This window comes from Nocardia sp. NPDC047038 (genome assembly GCF_040644075.1).
GTDB lineage: Bacteria > Actinomycetota > Actinomycetes > Mycobacteriales > Mycobacteriaceae > Nocardia > Nocardia sichangensis.
Genome location: NZ_JBEYVQ010000001.1, coordinates 1,174,746 through 1,193,797, shown reverse-complemented (window position 1 = coordinate 1,193,797; position 19,052 = coordinate 1,174,746). Strand labels below are relative to the sequence as shown.

At 68.7% G+C, this 19,052-nt stretch carries 18 protein-coding genes; 5 read left to right on the top strand and 13 right to left on the bottom strand.

Translation table 11 applies throughout. The annotated features are described in order from the left end of the window. Positions 1-92 precede the first annotated feature (92 nt). On the bottom strand, positions 93-2,303 hold the full coding sequence (locus ABZ824_RS05780; RefSeq protein ID WP_356961849.1) for an MMPL family transporter: 2,211 nt from the start codon (positions 2,301-2,303) through the stop codon (positions 93-95). A gap of 457 nt (positions 2,304-2,760) precedes the next feature. On the opposite strand from ABZ824_RS05780, the gene ABZ824_RS05775 reads away from it, so the two are divergent. Next, the gene (locus tag ABZ824_RS05775; RefSeq protein WP_356961848.1) at positions 2,761-3,873 is read left to right on the top strand and encodes a lycopene cyclase family protein; all 1,113 of its coding nucleotides are present in this window, start codon (positions 2,761-2,763) and stop codon (positions 3,871-3,873) included. Beyond that, positions 3,870-4,835: a Ku protein gene (locus ABZ824_RS05770; protein WP_356961847.1), complete on the top strand. Its 966-nt coding sequence runs from the start codon at positions 3,870-3,872 to the stop codon at positions 4,833-4,835. Before ABZ824_RS05775 ends, ABZ824_RS05770 begins: the two co-directional genes overlap by 4 nt. 33 nt (positions 4,836-4,868) lie before the next feature. Here the strand turns inward: ABZ824_RS05770 and ABZ824_RS05765 are convergent, their stop codons facing one another. The 3 genes from ABZ824_RS05765 to ABZ824_RS05755 form a co-directional block, all read right to left on the bottom strand. Then, positions 4,869-5,552 (bottom strand): hypothetical protein, encoded by a 684-nt coding sequence (locus tag ABZ824_RS05765; protein WP_356961845.1) that lies wholly within the window; start codon positions 5,550-5,552, stop codon positions 4,869-4,871. A gap of 19 nt (positions 5,553-5,571) precedes the next feature. Continuing rightward, positions 5,572-6,903 (bottom strand): NAD(P)/FAD-dependent oxidoreductase, encoded by a 1,332-nt coding sequence (locus ABZ824_RS05760; RefSeq protein WP_356961844.1) that lies wholly within the window; start codon positions 6,901-6,903, stop codon positions 5,572-5,574. 136 nt (positions 6,904-7,039) lie between these two features. Then, on the bottom strand, positions 7,040-7,906 hold the full coding sequence (locus tag ABZ824_RS05755) for a MetQ/NlpA family ABC transporter substrate-binding protein (RefSeq protein ID WP_356961842.1): 867 nt from the start codon (positions 7,904-7,906) through the stop codon (positions 7,040-7,042). Between the two features lie 181 nt (positions 7,907-8,087). Here ABZ824_RS05755 and ABZ824_RS05750 point away from each other — a divergent pair, with 181 nt between their 5' ends. From ABZ824_RS05750 to ABZ824_RS05740, 3 genes are read left to right on the top strand one after another with little or no spacing between them, the layout of a single operon-like run. Continuing rightward, positions 8,088-8,909 (top strand): MetQ/NlpA family ABC transporter substrate-binding protein, encoded by an 822-nt coding sequence (locus ABZ824_RS05750; RefSeq protein WP_356962468.1) that lies wholly within the window; start codon positions 8,088-8,090, stop codon positions 8,907-8,909. Further along, positions 8,906-9,922, top strand: coding sequence for a methionine ABC transporter ATP-binding protein (locus ABZ824_RS05745; protein WP_356961840.1), 1,017 nt, complete (start codon positions 8,906-8,908; stop codon positions 9,920-9,922). The genes ABZ824_RS05750 and ABZ824_RS05745 overlap by 4 nt, the downstream gene beginning before the upstream one ends. A gap of 11 nt (positions 9,923-9,933) precedes the next feature. Continuing rightward, positions 9,934-10,596, top strand: coding sequence for a methionine ABC transporter permease (locus tag ABZ824_RS05740; RefSeq protein WP_195042705.1), 663 nt, complete (start codon positions 9,934-9,936; stop codon positions 10,594-10,596). 1 nt (position 10,597) lies between these two features. Here ABZ824_RS05740 and ABZ824_RS05735 read toward each other — a convergent pair whose 3' ends face one another. The 9 genes from ABZ824_RS05735 to ABZ824_RS05695 all read right to left on the bottom strand — a co-directional run bounded on the left by ABZ824_RS05735 (position 10,598) and on the right by ABZ824_RS05695 (position 19,029). Next, positions 10,598-11,026 carry a DUF4189 domain-containing protein gene (locus ABZ824_RS05735; RefSeq protein ID WP_355070838.1) on the bottom strand — a complete coding sequence of 143 codons (429 nt, stop codon included), beginning with the start codon at positions 11,024-11,026 and terminating at the stop codon, positions 10,598-10,600. A 306-nt stretch (positions 11,027-11,332) separates the two neighbouring features. Then, the gene (locus ABZ824_RS05730) at positions 11,333-11,671 is read right to left on the bottom strand and encodes a metal-sulfur cluster assembly factor (RefSeq protein ID WP_355071057.1); all 339 of its coding nucleotides are present in this window, start codon (positions 11,669-11,671) and stop codon (positions 11,333-11,335) included. Between the two features lie 82 nt (positions 11,672-11,753). Next, complete coding sequence (gene sufU, locus ABZ824_RS05725) at positions 11,754-12,221, bottom strand: Fe-S cluster assembly sulfur transfer protein SufU (RefSeq protein ID WP_356961839.1); 468 nt, start codon at positions 12,219-12,221, stop codon at positions 11,754-11,756. Between the two features lie 3 nt (positions 12,222-12,224). Next, positions 12,225-13,478, bottom strand: coding sequence for a cysteine desulfurase (locus tag ABZ824_RS05720; protein ID WP_356961837.1), 1,254 nt, complete (start codon positions 13,476-13,478; stop codon positions 12,225-12,227). Position 13,479: 1 nt separating this feature from the next. Continuing rightward, positions 13,480-14,256 (bottom strand): Fe-S cluster assembly ATPase SufC, encoded by a 777-nt coding sequence (gene sufC / locus ABZ824_RS05715; RefSeq protein ID WP_355070834.1) that lies wholly within the window; start codon positions 14,254-14,256, stop codon positions 13,480-13,482. Between the two features lie 37 nt (positions 14,257-14,293). Further along, complete coding sequence (gene sufD, locus ABZ824_RS05710; protein ID WP_356961835.1) at positions 14,294-15,472, bottom strand: Fe-S cluster assembly protein SufD; 1,179 nt, start codon at positions 15,470-15,472, stop codon at positions 14,294-14,296. Continuing rightward, positions 15,472-16,908 carry a Fe-S cluster assembly protein SufB gene (gene sufB / locus ABZ824_RS05705; protein WP_067801810.1) on the bottom strand — a complete coding sequence of 479 codons (1,437 nt, stop codon included), beginning with the start codon at positions 16,906-16,908 and terminating at the stop codon, positions 15,472-15,474. The genes sufD and sufB overlap by 1 nt, the downstream gene beginning before the upstream one ends. Continuing rightward, positions 16,905-17,699 (bottom strand): metalloregulator ArsR/SmtB family transcription factor, encoded by a 795-nt coding sequence (locus ABZ824_RS05700; RefSeq protein ID WP_356962466.1) that lies wholly within the window; start codon positions 17,697-17,699, stop codon positions 16,905-16,907. Before ABZ824_RS05700 ends, sufB begins: the two co-directional genes overlap by 4 nt. Positions 17,700-18,009: 310 nt before the next feature. Next, the gene (locus ABZ824_RS05695; protein ID WP_356961833.1) at positions 18,010-19,029 is read right to left on the bottom strand and encodes an alcohol dehydrogenase catalytic domain-containing protein; all 1,020 of its coding nucleotides are present in this window, start codon (positions 19,027-19,029) and stop codon (positions 18,010-18,012) included. Positions 19,030-19,052 lie beyond the last annotated feature (23 nt).

Here is a 19,052-nt window from a genome sequence, read left to right as displayed (position 1 = left end):
CACATCTCCCGGCAGCCGTCCCACCCCGCGTGGGCCTCCCCGAGCCGCCCGAGCGACCCTACCCGATCGAGCCTGCCCCGATCGCCCCGAAGTCAGAGCCGGACGGGCTGGAGCCAGTCCTCGCGCCCCGCGGTCGCCGGAGCGGCAGCAGCCTCCTCGATTCCGAACCGCTCGTGCAGTCGGCGCAGCGGGCCGGGCGCATACCAGTTCCAGTGGCCGAGCAACTCCATCGCCGCGGGCAACAGGAAGCCGCGCACCAGCGTCGCGTCCACCAGCACGGCGAGTGGAAGCCCGATGCCGAACGCCTTCATGAAGGTGATGTCCGAGGCGAGGAAGCCGAGGAAGACCAGCGAGATCAGGACGGCGGCGGCCGTGACGATCCGGCCGATCCGCTCCAGTCCGGACGTGACGGCCAGCGCGTTGGACCTGGTGCGCAGGTACTCCTCGCGAATGCGGGCCAACAGGAACACCTGGTAGTCCATGGCGAGACCGAACGCGACGCCGAACAGCATCACCGGGACGGTCGGGGGGAGGTCGCCGGTGACGGTGAAGCCGAGCAACCCGGACAGGTGCCCGTCCTGGAAGATCCAGACCAGCGCGCCGAAAGTCGCGGTGAGGCTCAGGAAGCTGAGCACGACGGCCAGCAGCGGCAGCACGACGCTTCCGGTGAGCAGGAACAGGACCACCACCATGATCAGCACGACGAAGGCCAGCGCGTACGGCAGCGCCGAGACGACCGAGCCGATCGCGTCCGTGTTGGCCGCCGCCACGCCGCCGACCAGCACCGGCGAGGCGGCGGGCGTCGCGCGCACGTCGGCGGCGATCCGATCCAGCACCGTGGGATCGGTGGTGTCCGGGACCACCGTCAGATAGGCGGCGTTCTCGGCGCGGAAGCGGTCGGCGGCCGCGGTTGGCGCGACGAGCAGACCGCCGTGGCTGTAACTGCCGGTGACGGTGTCGACCCGGCGGACGTCCTCGATCTCCGACAGCTCACGAGCGTAGGCGTCCAAGCCTGCGGCGCTGTAAGCGCTTTCGGGCAGCACTACGAACAGCCCGTTCTGCTCGGTGGCGGCGAAGTCGCGCTGGATGGTCTCGGTGACCTGGCGGTTGTTCATCGACTCCGGCAGCGACCGTTCGTCGGGGAAGCCGAGATTCACTCCGAGGAACGGCGCGCCCAGCACGAGCAGCAGGGCGGTGACCCCGAGGCCGATGGGCACCGGCCGCATCATCACGAACCGCGCCAGGCGGTGCCAGGCGCCCTCGCCGGGTGCGGGACGGGCCGCGCGCAGGAACCACCACAACTGACCGTTGTCGATCTTGGTGCCGAGCAGGAACAGGATCGCGGGCAGCACGGTCAGCGACACCGTCGCGGCGATCACCGCCACGGCCAGGCCCGCGTAGCCCATCGACCGCACGGCCAGCAGCGGGAAGAACAGCAGGCCCGACAGCGCGACGGCGACGGTGACGGCCGAGAACGCGACGGTCCGGCCCGCCGAGCGCATGGTGGCGGCCACCGCGGCGGCGGGCTGCTGACCGGCGACCAGTTCGTCGCGGTAGCGGCTGATGATCAGCAGGCTGTAGTCGATCGCCAAGCCGAGGCCGAGCAGGGTGGCGACGTTGGTCGCGGTGGCCGCCAGATCGGTGACGCTCGCGATCAGCCACAGCGCGCCCATGGTGATCATCACCGTGATCATTGCGATCACCAGCGGCAGGCTGGCCGCGACCAAGCCGCCGAACACCAGCAGCAGGGCGATCAGCGTGACCGGGAATGCGATGGATTCGCCCAGCACGACGTCTTTCTCGCTCTGCTGCACCGTCTCGTGCAGCAGCATGGCGTAGCCGCCGACGCGCACCTCGAGCGGGCCGTGGGTGCCGCCGAATCGGTCGGCGAGATCGCCCACCCGCTTGTCGACGTCGGCCTCCTCACCGAGGATGCTGGCCACGATCAGGCCCTTGGTTCCGTCGGTGCTGCGCAGCGCGGGCGATTTGTCGGTCCAGTACGACGTGACGCCCGCGACGCCGGACTCCGACTTCAGCTCGGTGACCAGATTCGTCGCCGCGGTGGCCGCGGCGTCGTCGTCCACCGACCGGCGAGTCTGCACCAGCAGCACGAAATTCGGGGTGGCCTCGCCGAAGGTGTCGCGCAGCACCGCGGTCGCCCGGCTCGATTCGCTGTCGGGGTCGATGTACCCGCCGCCTTGCACTTTGTCGAACAGCGTCGCGCTCAGCGTGCCCATCGCCAGTGCGAGCACCACGAACACGGCCAGGATCCACCGGCTGCGCCGCCTGGTCAGCTCGAACACTCCGTCTACCCCTAACTCGTTCCGGTCGTGCCGCTTTCGCGCTCGGACTCCAGCGGTCGCCGGTCGGCAACCTGCCCGGCGTGCCATCCGCGGCACGCCGGTGCGCCGACACCTGACACTCGGCACCGGAGCCGGATGCGTACGCCAGCGCCCCGGCATCCTAGCAACGCGGGACAAAGTGCGGTGAGCCCGAACACATTCCGTCGGTGCGCCCGGTCCGGCCACCTGCCTGCACGCTCCGGCATGGGAAGGCAACCGAGCCAGGCCGGACGCATTTCCGCACGCGGGGCGGGCGATCCGGAATCCGCGACAGCTTTCGCGAAACGTTCACTTCGCGGGTCCGGACCTCCGCGCCGGAACGTGTTCGACGCCGTGGCTGCGCGACGCTCCAGCGAGCAGATGAGAGGCTCGAACCCATGCATCGCAACACGCTCCAGCGGATCCGGACGAGCCCGGCATGAAGCCGGACGTGGTCGTCTGCGGGCTCGGCCCGGCCGGACGCGCCCTCGCGCACCGGGCAGTGGAGCGCGGACTCACGGTCACCGTGGTCGATCCCGCGCCGGAGCGCCGGTGGACGGCCACCTACGCGGTGTGGGCCGACGAACTGCCTGATTGGCTGTCGCCTCGGGTCGTCGCGGCGACGGTACCCCGGCCGATGGCCTGGGGAACGCGCGCTCACCGATTGGACCGCCCGTACGTGGTGCTCGATACCGCCCGGCTGCAAAGGTCGCTGCACCTGGCCGACGCGAGCGTGGTCTCCGAGCGCGCGATCGATGTCGGCCCCGAGCGCGTGACCTTGGCCTCCGGCGCGACGATCACCGGCGGCCGGGTGGTCGACGCGCGCGGACTCGCCCGCTCGCCCGCCCGGGCCGAGCAGACGGCCTACGGCGTCATCGTGGACGCCCGGCGCTGCGCCGGGCTCGAACCGCTGTTCATGGACTGGCGTCCGGACAACGGCGCCGCCCCCGAGGCGCCGCGTTCGTTCCTCTACGCCGTTCCGCTGGACGACGAGCGGGTGCTGCTCGAGGAAACTTGCCTGGCCGGCCGCCCGGCCTTGACCGGTGCGCAACTGCGCACACGCTTGTGGGAGCGCCTCCGCGCCAGAGACGTCCCGCTCACCGGTGACGAACCCGTGGAGCACGTCCGTTTTCCGGTGCAAGGAGGCCGTCCCGGGTCGAGCAGGTTCGGGGCCGCGGGCGGGTTCCTGCATCCGGCGACCGGGTACAGCGTCGGCGCCGCGCTGTCCGCTGCCGACGCGGTGGCCGCGGGCCGGGACGTATGGCCGGCCGCGGCGCGCGTCGTCCACCGGTTGCGCGGCGCCGGGCTGCGCGCGCTGCTGGCGTTGCCGCCCGATGATCTCCCGCTGTTCTTCGACACGTTCTTCGCGCTTCCCCCGGACGCGCAACGCGCGTATCTGTCCGGCCGCACCGACCTCGCCGGCACGGTCGCGGCGATGAGCGCACTGTTCGCCGCGCTCCCGGGACGGCTGCGTCGGCGTGTCGCGACCGCGACACTCGGAGTTCCGGTTCCCTCGCGCGGTCGGTGGGCTTCGGCCATGATGGGGGTATGAGATCGATCTGGAAGGGCTCGATCGCATTCGGGCTGGTGAACGTTCCGGTGAAGGTGTACACCGCCACCGAGGACCACGACATCCGGTTCCATCAGGTGCACGCCAAGGATGGAGGCCGGATCAAATACGACCGCGTCTGCAGCGTGTGCGGCCAATCCGTCCAGTACACCGAGATCGACAAGGCCTACGAGTCGCCGGACGGCGACAAGGTGGTGCTCAGCGACGAGGACTTCGCGAAATTGCCGGTAGCGGAGAAGCACGAGATACCGGTGCTGCAGTTCGTGCCGTCGGAGCAGATCGATCCGATCCTGTTCGAGAAGAGCTACTACCTGGAACCGGACTCCAGCACGCCGAAGGCCTACGTCCTGCTGGCCAGGACGCTGGAGCAGATCGAACGCACAGCCCTGGTGTACTTCACGTTGCGGCAGAAGACCCGGCTTGCCGCGCTGCGTGTACGGGAGGGCATTCTGGTGGTCCAGACGCTGCTGTGGCCCGACGAGGTCCGCTCCGTGGAGTTCGAATCCCTCGACGGTGTCGCCGAGCCCAGGCCGCAGGAGATCAAGATGGCCGAGACGCTCGTCGAGGCCATGTCCGACGACTTCGATCCGGAGCAGTTCACCGACGAGTACCAGATCGAGCTCAAACGCCTGCTCGACGAGGCGATCGCCAGCGGAACCGGCAAGGTGCCCGAACAGCCGGAGCTCGCGCCGAGCGGGATGGACGCCGAGGTGGTCGATCTGGTCGCCGCGTTGCAGCGCAGCCTGGAGGCCAGCGGGCGCAGGACGGCGGGCGGCGACGGGGCCGAGCCGAAGAAGACCGCGAAGAAGGCCGCGGCCAAGAGCGCCGAAAAGAGCGGAGCAGCCAAGAGCACGGCGGCCAAGAGCGGCGCGTCCAAGAGCGCGGCGAAGAAGACGCCTGCGAAGAAGGCGGCCAAAAAGGCTCCGGCTCGCAAGGGCGCCTGATCTTCCTACGGCGGGGCCGCCACCACCGCCGAATCAGTCTTGTGCCGCGCGCTGCCTGCCCTCTTCGAAGAACTCCAGCAGGGCCGCGACCGTGTTCACCGCGGTGCGGGGCCGGAGCGCGCCGAACGGCGCGTTCCAGAAGTCGCCGGTCCGCGGGGTCCACGGGCCGATGTAGGCGTAGGGCCCGGGATGAGCGTCGTCTCCCGGCGAAACCCCGTAGTTCACCTCGTCGACCGTGCTCGACAGATCGAAATGCTCCGGCCACAGCACCGGTGTCACGCCGGACGCCAGGCACCGCAACGCCTTGTCCCCCAGCGCGAACCAGTCCTCGATCAACCCCGCCGCCGAGGGATCCACTTCGATCGCCGAATCGGTATCCACGCCGGTGGTGTCCGCATACACCCCTTCCGGCGGCCCGGGTTCGAAACCCGCGGCCTCGGCGACCTCCCGATACGTCCCCTTCAGCCGCACCCGCCCTTCCGGCCACACCAGTTCCTCCCCGACCACCGAAACCGGCCAACGCACACCGGCGAAACCCCGGTGCACGACTGCCAACCGAATGGTGCCGAATTCTCGGTACTGCGGCCCGGCGATCAGCAACTCCGCGACCGCGTGCAGCCCGACGCGCGATCGCCGATACGTCATCTCGTCCACCACCGAATCATCTCCGCTGCCGCCGCCCCACCGCACGGGTTCGGCAGGGAAGCGGCCGGTCACCTCCGCGCTGTCACGAAGCTCACCCTGATTTCGCGGAAATCCCCTCGCTGGCGCCGAAGCTGGCTTCCTCGTGACTGACCAGCCCCAGCAGGGCGAGGGGGCGGGGTGTGACCGCGATGGTCAGGTAGGAGACCGTGATCGCCCATCGGTTGACCGCTCGCGGCACGGCGAACGTGTGGTAAGCGCGGGTCACCGCCTTGGCAGGCAGGCCGGACAGGCGGATGCCCATCGGGTTGGCGACCGCGAAGCGCGGCCCGAGGTCGACGACCAGACCCAGGTCGCGGTGCTTGTAGTCGGCGGCCGTGCCGATGCCAAGGCTCGCCGCGACGTTCCTGGCCAGCGTCTTGCCCTGTCGCGTGGCGTGCTGCGCGGTGGGCGGAGTGATCCGGCCCGGCTTGGTGAGGTCGGGCACCGCCGCCGCGTCGCCGCCCGCGAAGACGTCCGGGTGGCCGGGCACGTTCAGTTTCGCGTCGACGACCAAGCGGCCCTTCTCCAGCGGCAGGCCGAGCGTGCCGAGCACCGGTGCGCCGGTCACACCCGTCACCCAGGCCACCGTGCGGGTGGGCACCACCGTGCCGTCGGTGAGCACGACCGAGTTCTCGTCGAGTTTCGTCAGCGAGGTCTCCAGCCGGATCTCGATGCCACGTTTGCGCAGCACCTTCAGCACCTTGTCACTGAGCCGCTCGCCGACCTCGGGCATCACCCTCGGCGCCGTGTCGAGCAGAAGGAAACGCACTTCGGCGGGGTCGAACCCACGGCGCGCGGCGTAGGCGTCGGCGAGGGCGCGCAACTGCGCCACGAGCTCGGTGCCCGCGTAGGACGCCCCCACGACCACCACCGTGCGGCGCGCCCGCCGCACCTCGGGGTCCTCCTCGTCATCGGCGAGTTCGAGCTGGCGCAGCAGTTGCTCGCGCAGGTACAGCGCTTCGGCGACGGTCTTGAGCCCGCGCGCGTGCTCGGCCAGACCCGGTATGTCGAACAGGCGGGTGACCGACCCGGGCGTGAGCACCAGCCGATCCCACGACAGCTGCCGCGGCGGATGATGCTCGTCTTCCACCGTGAGCGTCTTGTTCCGCAGATCGACCGACCTAGCGTTCGCCACCACCAACCGGACCCGCGGCAGCGAATCCGCCAGTGAGATGGCGACGAACCGAGGGTCGATCAGGCCACCGGCCACGTCCGGCAGCAGCGGCGTATAGAGCATGTAGTCGTTGGGCGTGACGAGCACGATTTCGATGTCGCGGTTCGCCTTGGCCACGATGCGGCAGAGCTTCTGGGCGCAGGTGAACCCCGCGAACCCGCTCCCGACGATCACGACCCGCTGCGGGCTCGCAGTGTTCCCATCCGGCACGGAGACCTCCTCGGTGTCAGCTCCCCGACGCGATTCCCGCTCAGGCACATCCGAAACCGCGCTACCGGTCGCCCGTGGCTCCGCCGACCGGCCCATCGGCAGGACCGGCAGGCCGAGCGGGCGCGGGGCAGGATCCCTACCTCCGGAACCGAGCTTCCAGTTCGGCGAGCGTCGCCTGGAGATCGGCCGCGCTATTGGTTTTGAAGATGCCCTGGTAGCCGGTTTCCGCGCGGACCGCGGCCTCGACCTCTGGGTCGTGATAGAGCTGCGCCAGTTTCAGCAGCGTCGGGTTGTCCTTGTCGGCGGCGCGGGCGGCGAAGACGTTGATGTACTGCTTCAGTTCCGGACGCTCGGGGTCGTCGGTGTAGATCACCTCGTTGGATGTCAGTCCGGCGGGGCGGGCGAAGGTGTCGTCGACGAACGCGGCGTCCACGCTGCCGAGCGACTGGGCGGTCAGGGTCGGATCGATGGGCGTGAGCTTCACCCGGGAGGCGGTTGGGTCGACGTCCTCGATTTTGGAGTCCCAGCTCGCGCCGCCCTTCAGCACGATGAGCCCGGCCGCGGCGAGGCCGAGCAGGGGCCGCACCTGGTTGGCCGGGTTGTTGCTCAAGGTGATCTCGCCGCCCTTCGGAATGTCGGCCACCGACTTGTGCTTGCGCGAGTACAGCGTCAGCGGGAAGATCTCGGTCGCGCCGATCGGCACCAGCGTGTCGTTGTTGCGGACGTTGTAATTGGCCAGGTACCGCACGTGCTGGAACTTGTTGAGATCGATGCGCCCCTGCGCCAGGGCCGGATTCGGCTGGTTGTAGTCGGTGAAATTGGTGAACTCCACCGTGATGCCCTGCTCCGCCGCCTTCTTGCGGTAGACCTCCCAGTGCGGCAGCGACAGATCGTTGACCCCGATGTGGACCGCGTCGGATCGGTCTTCACCACCGCAGCCGACCGCGGCGACGGCCAATACGGACACGAGCGGGATCAGCAACAGCCGGAGACTCGAGCGCATTATCAGCAAATTAGACGCTCGTTCAGTTCGTGCGGAGGGTTTCGCTCACCACAATCGAAACCGTTGTCGCCCGCTGCGCCCCGTCGCTTGGATTACCGGGTCATATCGCGACGAGCAATCGGGAGCACGAGTGAAATTCCATCGGGTACTGGCGATCCCGGTCCTGGTAGCGACCGCGGCCTTGACCCTGACCGGCTGCGGCGGTGACGACGCTTCCTCGGACAAGGTAGTGCGCATCGGCACCACCGACAAGGATCACTCCTGGGACGTCTTCGAGCAGCGCGCCAAGGACAAGGGCATCACGCTGCGGATCACCAACTTCTCCGACTACAAGCAACCGAATCTCGCGCTGTCGCAGAAACAGATCGACATCAATCTCTTCCAGCATCTGCAATTCCTGGGCGCCTACAACGTCGCGAACAACGACACCCTGACGCCGATCGGCTCCACCTACATCGTGCCGCTGGGTCTCTACTCGAAGAAGCACAAGTCGCTGGCCGACATTCCGCAGGGCGCGGAGATCGCGATCCCGAACGACCCCACCAATCAGGCACGGGCGCTGTTCGTGCTGCAAGCCGCCGGGCTGGTGAAACTGTCGTCCGACACCAAGGCGCCGACCCCTGCCGACATCGACAAGGGCGCGTCCAAAGTGCGCGTCACCCCCGTCGACGCCGCGCAGACCGCGCTGTCGCTGGCCTCGGTCGACGGATCGATCATCAACAACACCTTCCTGGAACGTTCCGGCATCGATCCGCATTCGGCGCTGTACAAGGACGACCCGAAGAATCCCGCCGCGGAGCCGTACATCAACGCGCTGGTCACCCGCGCCGAGGACAAAAACAATCCGGTCTATCTGCAGCTCGCCGAGCTGTGGCACGACCCGGAGGTGCAGAAGGCGCACGACGAGGTGACCAAGGGCACCGCCGTCGAGGTGCGGCGCAGCGGCCAGGAACTCGAGCAGATCCTGCAGCGGGTGCAGCAGACCATCCGCGACGGCAAGTGAGCGACACGGCCGTTCCCGCCGTCGAGTTCCGTTCGGTCACCAAGGTTTTCGGCAAGGGCGCGCAGCGCAATGTGGCGCTCGACAACATCGACCTGCGCATCGAGCAAGGCGAGATCTTCGGCGTGATCGGGTATTCCGGCGCGGGCAAGAGCACGCTGGTGCGGCTGATCAACGCGCTGGAGAAGCCGACGAGCGGCACGGTCGAGATCTCCGGCACACCCATCACCGGCGTGCCGGAGCGCCAAGTGCGGCGGCTGCGGCGCGACATCGGAATGGTGTTCCAGCAATTCAATCTCTTCCGCTCCCGCACGGCCGCGGGAAACGTCGAATATCCGCTGAAGGTCGCGGGCTGGAAGCGCGCCGAACGCAAGGCGCGGGTAGCCGAACTGCTGGAGTTCGTCGGCTTGTCCGACAAGGCGCGCAGTTACCCTGATCAGCTGTCGGGCGGCCAGAAGCAACGGGTGGGCATCGCCAGAGCGCTGGCCACGTCGCCGTCCTTGCTGCTGGCCGACGAGTCCACCTCGGCACTGGACCCGGAGACGACCGCTGAGGTGCTGCGGCTGCTGCGCAAGATCAATCGCGAACTGGGCGTCACCATCGTGGTCATCACCCACGAGATGGACGTCATCCGCGCGGTGGCCGACCGGGTCGCGGTGCTCGCAGAAGGACGCATCGTGGAACTCGCCGACACCTTCGAAGTGTTCGCCACGCCGCAGGCGGCCCCCACCCGCTCCTTCGTCGAGACCGTCCTGCACAACCGCCCCTCCGAGAAGGAACTGCGCCGCCTCGCCGGTCGCCATGGGGGCCGTTTGGTCACCGTCGACGTGGACGACGAGCGCGGCATCGGCGCGGCGCTGGCCGCCGCGGCGCACGCCGAGGTCAGGTTCGAGGTGGTCTACGGCGGGGTGAGCAGCCTGCAGGAGAAGACCTTCGGCAGTCTCACCCTGGCGCTGCACGGCCCCGACGACGCCGTCGACAAGGTGGTCGCCGAACTCGAGCGCCGGTCGACCTGAAAGGAGTTGCCATGCATACCGATTGGGACAAACTCCGGCCGGTGCTGAACGAAGCGATCGGCACCACGCTCTATCTGGTGGCGCTCACGTTCGTGGTCGGCGGCTTCATCGGGTTGCTGCTCGGCACCGCGCTCTACACCACCCGCAAGGGCGGTTTGCTGGCGAACGCGCCGATCAACCTGCTGCTCAACGTGCTCGTCAACGTGGTGCGCCCGATCCCGTTCATCATCCTGCTCGCCGCGCTCGGCCCGGTGACGCTGGAGGTGGTGGGTACCACGATCGGCACCGAGGCGGCGGCGTTCGTCATGATCGTCGCGGCGTCGTTCGGCATCGCGCGCATCGTGGAACAGAACCTGGTGACGGTCGATCCCGGCGTGATCGAGGCGGCGCGCGCGGTGGGCGCGGGACCGCTGCGCATCATCCTGACGCTGCTGATCCCCGAGGCGCTCGGGCCGCTCATCCTGGGTTACACCTTCGTGGTGATCGCCATCGTGGACATGTCCGCGATGGCGGGCACCGTCGGCGGCGGCGGTCTCGGCGATTTCGCCCTCGTCTACGGCTATCAGCGCTTCGACTGGCAGGTCACGCTCGTCGCGACGCTGATCATCATCGCGGGCGTACAGGGCATCCAGTTCTTCGGCAACTGGCTGGCGCGGAAAGTCCTGCGCCGCTGAGCTACCCGGCGGTCGAGGTGCACGCCGTCAAGCGCACGCTCGCGGGCCGGGGAATCGCGCTGCCGAGACTCGGGAACGGCGGGGCGCTGGGACCGAGGACATCGATGGCCCGGCGTTCGGCTTCGGCGCGGGTGGGTCCCCACGCCCATCCGTGCTTGCCGTCGGCGCCGCGCACGACAGACCCGCAGGCGTTCCAGAACTGCACGACCGTCTGGCAATCGGTGACACCGCATTGGGCGCGTGCCGCGGCATCGGCGGCGGCCGCGCTCGCATAGTCCACCGCCGATGTGACCGCACCGGTGCTGGGCGAAAGCGCCAGCGCGCCATAGTAGGTCGCCGCATGCGCCGCACCCGCGGGAGCGCCGACCACGGCGCAGGTGGCGGCGGAGACCGCCGCGAGCCCGAGGGCAGCCTTGTGCGGCACCGACATGTGAGGATCCTCCCCGTTCCGAACGACTCGAAGTTCAAATCTTCATTCGGCCCGTGCTCTTTTGTCGAAATGGGCACTTCCCACCATCGGCGGGTGCGCCGGATCGACCCGCGCGACTAACCCCTTTTCCGAGCGTCCGTCTTCGCCGAGAGCGGAGCGCCGGTCGATTCGGCCGTGCGCGCTCAGGTCGGAACGCGTCGATGATCGTCCCCGAGCGGTGCGCCGGGAAGGCGCATGCGGTGGATACGACTCAGCCGCCGGGCGCCTTGTTCAGGCGCTACCGGCGGCTGCGTCAGTTGCGGCGAATTACACCGTGAAGCCGAGGGCGCGCAACTGTTCGCGGCCGTCCTCGGTGATCTTGTCCGGACCCCACGGCGGCATCCAGACCCAGTTGATCTTCAAGTCCTCCACCAGGCCGCTGCGCACCAGCGCGTTGCGGGACTGGTCCTCGATGACGTCGGTCAGCGGGCAGGCCGCCGAAGTCAGCGTCATATCCAGGACCGCGGTGCTGTCCTCCTCGACGCGCAATCCGTAGACCAAGCCGAGGTCGACGACGTTGATGCCGAGTTCCGGGTCGACGACGTCACGCATCGCCTCTTCGATGTCCTCGAGCAGCTTGATGTCCTCGGCGGACAGCTCGGGCAAATCGGCGGCCGGCGCGGCCTGTTCGGTCTGCTCGGTGGCCGGTGTGTCACTCATGACGCTTCCCCGTTTTCCATCGGACGGTTCAGTTCTCTTCCGCGGCCGGCGCGGGCTGCTCGGGGCCGATCCTGAGGACGGCGTCCTTGAACGCCATCCACCCGAGCAACGCGCACTTCACCCGCGCTGGGTATTTCGAGACGCCTGCCAAGGCGACGCCGTCGCCGATCACGTCCTCGTCGCCCTCGATGGTGCCGCGGCTGGAGATCATCTCACTGTAGGAGTCGACCACCTTCAGCGCCTGCTGCACCGGAAGCCCGATCACCTGATCGGCGAGGATCGAGGTGGCCGCCTGGCTGATCGAGCAACCCTGGCCGTCGTAGGAGACGTCGGTGACGTCGCCGTTGTCGTCGAGCTGCACGCGCAGGGTCACCTCGTCGCCGCAGGTCGGGTTCACGTGGTGCACCTCGGCCCCGAACGGCTCGCGCAGCCCCCGATGGTGCGGGTGCTTGTAGTGATCCAGGATCACTTCCTGGTACATCTGCTCCATGCGCATGATCTATGCAACCCCGAAGAAGCTCTGGGCCTTCCGCACCGCGGCGACCAGCGCGTCCACCTCGGCGAGCGTGTTGTAGACCGCGAACGAGGCGCGTGCGGTCGCGGCGACGCCGAAACGCCGGTGCAGCGGCCACGCGCAGTGATGGCCCACCCGGATGGCCACGCCCTCGTCGTCCAGGATCTGCCCGACGTCGTGGGCGTGGATGCCGTCCACCACGAACGACACCGCGCCGCCACGATCGATGTTCTCGGCAGGCCCGATGATCCGCACGCCGTCGATCCCGGCCAGCCCGTCCAGCGCCGCGCCGACCAGCGTGTGCTCGTGCGCGGCGACGGCGTCCATGCCGATCTCTTCCAGATACCGCACAGCCGCGCCCAATCCGACCACCTGGGAGGTCATCGGCACGCCCGCCTCGAAGCGCTGCGGCGGCGGCGCGTAGGTGCTGTGGTCCATGAAGACCGTCTCGATCATGGACCCGCCGGTGATGAACGGCGGCATCTCCTCCAGCAGCGAGCGGCGAGCGAAGAGCACGCCGACACCGGAGGGGCCGAGCATCTTGTGCCCGGAGAACGCGGCGAAATCCACACCGAGCGCACGGAAGTCGACCGGCATGTGCGGCACCGACTGGCAGGCGTCGAGCACGACCAGCGCGCCCACCGCCTTCGCCCGGCGGACCAGCTCCTCGACCGGAGCGACCGCGCCGGTGACGTTGGACTGGTGGGTGAACGCGACCACCTTGGTGGCGGGCGACAGTTCCAGCGAATCCAGGTCGATCCGGCCTTCGTCGGTCACGCCGTACCACTTCAGCGTGGCACCGGTGCGGCGGGCCAGCTCCTGCCAGGGCACCAGATTCGCGTGGTGTTCCAGCTCGGTGATCACGATCTCGTCGCCAGGGCCCACGTGGTGCGGGAACCGGTCGTCGGCGAAGGCGTAGGTCACCAGGTTCAGCGACTCGGTGGCGTTCTTGGTGAACACGATCTCGCCCGCGTCCACCCCGACGAACCGCGCGATGTCGGCCCGCGCGCCCTCGTAGGCGTCGGTCGCCTCCTCGGCCAGCTGGTGCGCACCGCGGTGCACCGCCGAGTTGCTGGTGATCAGGAAGTCGCGTTCGGCTTCGAGCACCTCGATCGGCCGCTGCGCGGTCGCGCCGGAGTCCAGGTACACCAACGGTTTCCCGTCCCGGACCGTGCGGTTCAGGATCGGGAAGTCGGCCCGGATACGGGCGACGTCGAGGGTGCGGACCGTAGCGGTCATATCAAGCTCCAGCGGTGGCGGTCTGAGTGAAACGAACGTAGCCGTTGGCGTCGAGTTCCTCGGCGAGCTCGGCGCCGCCCTCGGCGACGATGCGGCCGCCGACGAAGACGTGCACGAACTCCGGCTGGATGTAGCGCAGGATGCGGGTGTAGTGCGTGATCAGCAGGATGCCGCCGTTCTCGCGCTCTTTGTAGCGGTTGACGCCCTCGGAGACGATGCGCAGCGCGTCGACGTCCAGACCCGAGTCGGTCTCGTCCAGGATCGCGATCTTCGGCTTGAGCAGGCCGAGCTGGAGGATCTCGTGGCGCTTCTTCTCGCCGCCGGAGAAGCCCTCGTTCACGCTGCGCTCGGCGAAGGCGGCGTCGATCTCCAGTTCGCTCATCGACTCCTTCACCTCCTTGACCCAGTGCCGCAGCTTGGGGGCCTCGCCGCGCACGGCGGTGGCGGCGGTGCGCAGGAAGTTCGACATCGAGACGCCGGGAACCTCGACCGGGTACTGCATGGCGAGGAACAGGCCCGCACGGGCGCGCTCGTCCACCGACATCGCCAGCACGTCCTCGCCGTCGAGCGTGATCGAGCCGGAGGTCACCGTGTACTTCGGGTGACCGGCGATCGCGTAGGACAGCGTCGACTTGCCGGAGCCGTTCGGGCCCATGATGGCGTGCGTCTCACCGGACTTCACCGTGAGGTTCACGCCCTTGAGGATCTTGATGGGCTCGCCGGACTCGTCGGGGTTTGCGACCTCGACATGCAGGTCCTTGATTTCCAGGGTGGTCATCGAATTCGAATTCCTTTGCCAGGTATGGGGTCGTTGATCAGGCGCCGATGGCGGCGAGTTCGGCCTCGATGGCCGCCTCCAGCCGCTCCCGGACCTCGGGCACCGCGATCTTCTGGATGATCTCGTGGAAGAAACCGCGCACCACCAGGCGGCGGGCGGCGTCCTCCGGGATGCCGCGGGCGCGCAGGTAGAACAGCTGCTCGTCGTCGAACCTGCCGGTCGCGGACGCGTGTCCGGCGCCGACGATCTCGCCGGTCTCGATCTCCAGGTTCGGCACCGAGTCCGCCCGCGCGCCGTCGGTGAGCACCAGGTTGCGGTTCACCTCGAAGGTGTCGGTGCCCTCGGCGGCGGCGCGGATGAGCACGTCGCCGACCCACACGGTGCGGGCGTCGCCCTTGGGCGAGTGCGGGTCGCCTTGCAGCGCGCCCTTGTACAGCACATTCGACTTGCAGTTCGGCACGGCGTGGTCGACGAGCAGACGCTGCTCGAAGTGCTGGCCCGCGTCGGCGAAGTAGAGGCCGAGCAGTTCGGCGTCGCCTCCGGGGCCGTCGTAGCGGACGTTGCCGGTGAGGCGCACCAGATCACCGCCCAGGGTGACCGAGGTGTGCCGCAGCGTGGCGTCGCGGCCGAGCTTCGCGTGGTGGGCGGTGGCGTGCACCGCGTCGTCGGCCCAGTCCTGCACGGCCACCACGGTCAGCTTGGCGGAATCGCCGAGCACGAATTCCACGTTCTCCGCGTAGGTTCCGCTGCCGCGCTGGTCGATGACCACAGTGGCCTTGGCGAAGTGCTCCAGCCGGATCTGCAGGTGCCCGTAGGCGGTCTTGCCCTCGCCGGGCCCGGTGATCGTGACCGTCACCGGTTCGGCGACCTCGACCTCCTTGCCGACCGTCACGACAGTGGCCTGCTCGAAGCCCGAGTACGCCTGCGCGGCAACGCGGTCGGACGGCACGCCGGCCTCGCCGAGGCGGGCGTCGGAGCGTTCGACCGTCTCCACCGTGACGCCCTCGGCCGCCGCGACCTCGACACCCGTGCGGCCGTCCCGGACCGCGGTGCCGTCCTGCAGTCCACGCAGACGGCGCAGCGGGGTGAACCGCCACGCCTCGTCCTTCGCGGAAGGCACTTCGAACGCGTTCACGTCGAACGACGTGAAGACCTCGCCCTTGTTGATCGCAGGGGTACGAGCCTCGGCGGCTTCGGCTACGTTCTCCACGGCCATCAGCCGACGGCTCCTTCCATCTGCAGTTCGATCAGGCGGTTCAGCTCGAGCGCGTATTCCATGGGCAGTTCCTTCGCGATCGGCTCGACGAAGCCGCGCACCACCATGGCCATCGCCTCGTCCTCGGTGAGGCCGCGGCTCATCAGGTAGAACAGCTGGTCCTCGGAGACCTTCGAGACGGTCGCCTCGTGACCCATGGTCACGTCGTCCTCGCGGATGTCGACGTAGGGGTAGGTGTCGGAGCGGCTGATCGTGTCGACCAGCAGCGCGTCGCACTTCACCGTCGACTTCGAGCCGTGGGCGCCCTTGTTCACCTGCACCAGGCCGCGGTAGGAGGCCCGGCCGCCGCCGCGCGCCACCGACTTCGACACGATGGTCGAGGAGGTGTGCGGCGCGAGGTGCAGCATCTTCGCACCGGTGTCCTGGTGCTGGCCCTCGCCGGCGAACGCCACCGACAGCACTTCGCCCTTGGCGTACTCGCCGGTCATCCAGACCGCCGGGTACTTCATGGTGACCTTGGAGCCGATGTTGCCGTCGATCCACTCCATGGTCGCGCCCGCCTCGGCCTTGGCCCGCTTGGTGACCAGGTTGTAGACGTTGTTCGACCAGTTCTGGATGGTGGTGTAGCGGCAGCGGCCGCCCTTCTTCACGATGATCTCCACCACCGCGGAGTGCAGCGAGTCCGACTTGTAGATCGGCGCGGTGCAGCCCTCGACGTAGTGCACGTAGGCGCCCTCGTCGACGATGATCAGGGTGCGCTCGAACTGGCCCATGTTCTCGGTGTTGATCCGGAAGTAGGCCTGCAGCGGGATGTCGACGTGCACGCCCGGCGGCACGTAGATGAACGAGCCGCCCGACCACACGGCCGTGTTCAGCGCGGAGAACTTGTTGTCGCCCGCGGGGATCACCGAGCCGAAGTACTGCTGGAAGATCTCCGGGTGCTCTTTCAGACCGGTGTCGGTGTCCAGGAAGATCACGCCCTGGGCCTCCAGGTCCTCGCGGATCTGGTGGTACACGACCTCGGACTCGTACTGCGCGGCGACACCGGCGACCAGCCGCTGCTTCTCCGCTTCGGGGATGCCCAGCTTGTCGTAGGTGTTCTTGATGTCCTCGGGCAGCTCGTCCCAGGACGCGGCCTGCTTCTCGGTCGAGCGCACGAAGTACTTGATGTTGTCGAAGTCGATGCCGTCGAGGTTGGAGCCCCAGATCGGCATGGGCTTGCGATCGAAGATGCGTAGCGCCTTCAGCCGCTGTTCGAGCATCCATTCCGGCTCGTTCTTCTTCGCCGAGATGTCGCGGACAACCGCCTCGGACAGACCTCGTTGCGCGCTGGCGCCGGCCACATCCGAATCTGCCCAGCCGTAACCGTATTTGCCCAGGGAGGCGATCGCCTCTTCCTGGGTGAGCGGTTGCACCTGGTCGGTGGTCGTCGTCATTCGGCACTCCTTCCGGAGTCGTTCGTTCGTACCGCTGCGGGCTGTGCAGCGGTTGGTGCTGAAGTATCGGTCCGGCCTGCGGGCAGGACGAGCAGCGGCACGTGCGTAGTGCACGCGCAATCGCCGTTGGCGATCGTGGCCAGCCGCTGCACATGGGTGCCGAGCAGCTCACGGAACGCCTCGAGCTCCGCCGCGCACAGCTGCGGGAACTCCTCGGCGACGTGCGCCACGGGGCAGTGGTGCTGGCAGATCTGCACGCCGGTGCCCACCTTGCGGGTGGTGGCCGCGAACCCGGCGTCGGTGAACGCCTCGGCGATCTCCTCGGCCTTGGCCGTGGTCTGTTCCGTGGTGTGCTCACCGACCGGTTCGATCCCGGCCACGATAGTGCGTGCTCGTTTGCGGGCGAACTCGGTGATGGCCTGTTCGCCGCCGATCTCTCCGAGCTGCCGGATGGCGGCTCCGGCCAGATCGTCGTAGGCGTGGCCGAGTTTGCCGCGTCCGGCCGCGGTGAGCTGGTACTGCTTGGCCGGGCGGCCCCGGCCTTTCTGCTGCCAGGGCGCCGATCGACCGGCCCGCGCCTGACCCGAATCGATCAGCGCGTCCAAGTGCCTGCGCACGCCCGCCGGGGCCAGGCCGAGCCGGTTCCCGATGGCGGTGGCGGTGATCGGTCCTTCCTCCAGCAGCAGCTGGACGATGGCCGCTCGGGTATGCCCTTCGCCGCCGACCGTCGCGGGCGCAGCAACCGACCCGGCGTCGGCCTTGCGACCGGCTCCTTCGTCGTTCCTCCGCAAACCCACGGTTTTCACAACATCAGTGTGGCGGAATTCGTTCCCGAAAGCTAATAAGGGTGCCCTGAGTCAGCGGCCCCGTCGACCTGCGGCGATTCCTGCACGGCGGAGGGCCCCATGCCGCCGTGCCGGACAGGTGTCCACCCGACGCGATGCCGGGTCGCAGCACAACTTTTCCGGCTGACCTGCGCAGAAAAACGCCGCTCGGAATCAGGCGAGCCGCGTCCGCACGACTCCGGGCGTCGAGCGCCGAGCGGACAGCCCTCCTATCGGGGTCGGGGACAGGGCACGCAGTGCGATTCGTCACAGGCGCTCAGCGCACGGCGACCAGTTTCATCGGCGTCTCCAGCAGCGCCTCCACCGCCTCGTCCCACGCGGCCGTCACGGTGGTGACCAGCGACGGGTCGAAGCGCCCCGCGGCGACGAGATCGAGCACCTCGGGAATGACCGGGCGGACGTGCGCGCGACCTGTGTGGAAGGTGCAGCAGCGGGTGTACATGTCCAGGATCGGCAGGGCGACATCCTGCGACTGCACGCTGACGCTCGTGCACCAGCCGTCGTATGCCGCCGCATCGATCGCCGCGCGCAGCGCCTTCGCCCCGCCGGCCGCCTCGACCACGATCGGGAACCGTCCGACCCGGGCGTCGCGCGGGCCTTCGATCGCCTCGGCGCCGAGCGATTTCGCGATCTCGAGCCGCTGGTCGGAGTCGTCGAGATAGACCACACGGGCAGAGCCGAGCGCGACCGCGAGCCCGGCGGCGTACAGGCCGATCGACGGCGCGGCGGGGCCGCCGATCACCAGGACTTCGGCGGCGGGATCGGCGGCCAGCTGGGGGCCGACCGAGCGGTAGGCGTCCGGGATGTTGTCGCTGGCGCTGGCCACTGCGGCCGGGTCGACGCCGGAGGGCAGCCGGACCAGCATGGCGTCGGCGTGCGGCACGAGCGCGAGGTCGGCCCACAACCCGCCCCAGTCCAGCCCGCCCATCGGACCGAGGCCGAAACTGGACAGCCGCGGATGGCTGGTGCAGTTCCCGGTCCGGCCGCGCGCGCACGCCCGGCAGGCGCCGCACGAGATCTGGAACGGCACCACCACGAGGTCGCCCACCGCGACGTCGCGGACCTCCGGCCCCACCTCGACCACTTCGGCGACTCCCTCGTGCCCGAAGGGATACGGCCCGGGTAGCGGGAAGGCGCCGCGCAGCACGGCCGGATCGATGTCGCAGGTGGCCAGCGCGACCGGCCGCACGAGCGCCTGATCGGGCCCGCTCAGTACGGGTTCGGGGTGGTCTTCCCAGCGCATCGCACCGGGGCCGGTCAGCATCAGTCGCTTCATCGTCCGAGTGTCGCTAGAACGTT

Bases quoted from the DNA above. Each gene is read 5' to 3' on its own strand.
- ABZ824_RS05775 (WP_356961848.1), top strand. From the start codon at position 2,761: ATGAAGCCGGACGTGGTCGTCTGCGGGCTCGGCCCGGCCGGACGCGCC.
- ABZ824_RS05770 (WP_356961847.1), top strand. From the start codon at position 3,870: ATGAGATCGATCTGGAAGGGCTCGATCGCATTCGGGCTGGTGAACGTT.
- ABZ824_RS05755 (WP_356961842.1), bottom strand. From the start codon at position 7,906: ATGCGCTCGAGTCTCCGGCTGTTGCTGATCCCGCTCGTGTCCGTATTG.
- ABZ824_RS05740 (WP_195042705.1), top strand. From the start codon at position 9,934: ATGCATACCGATTGGGACAAACTCCGGCCGGTGCTGAACGAAGCGATC.
- ABZ824_RS05735 (WP_355070838.1), bottom strand. From the start codon at position 11,026: ATGTCGGTGCCGCACAAGGCTGCCCTCGGGCTCGCGGCGGTCTCCGCC.
- sufU (WP_356961839.1), bottom strand. From the start codon at position 12,221: ATGCGCATGGAGCAGATGTACCAGGAAGTGATCCTGGATCACTACAAG.
- ABZ824_RS05720 (WP_356961837.1), bottom strand. From the start codon at position 13,478: ATGACCGCTACGGTCCGCACCCTCGACGTCGCCCGTATCCGGGCCGAC.
- sufC (WP_355070834.1), bottom strand. From the start codon at position 14,256: ATGACCACCCTGGAAATCAAGGACCTGCATGTCGAGGTCGCAAACCCC.
- sufD (WP_356961835.1), bottom strand. From the start codon at position 15,472: ATGGCCGTGGAGAACGTAGCCGAAGCCGCCGAGGCTCGTACCCCTGCG.
- sufB (WP_067801810.1), bottom strand. From the start codon at position 16,908: ATGACGACGACCACCGACCAGGTGCAACCGCTCACCCAGGAAGAGGCG.
- ABZ824_RS05695 (WP_356961833.1), bottom strand. From the start codon at position 19,029: ATGAAGCGACTGATGCTGACCGGCCCCGGTGCGATGCGCTGGGAAGAC.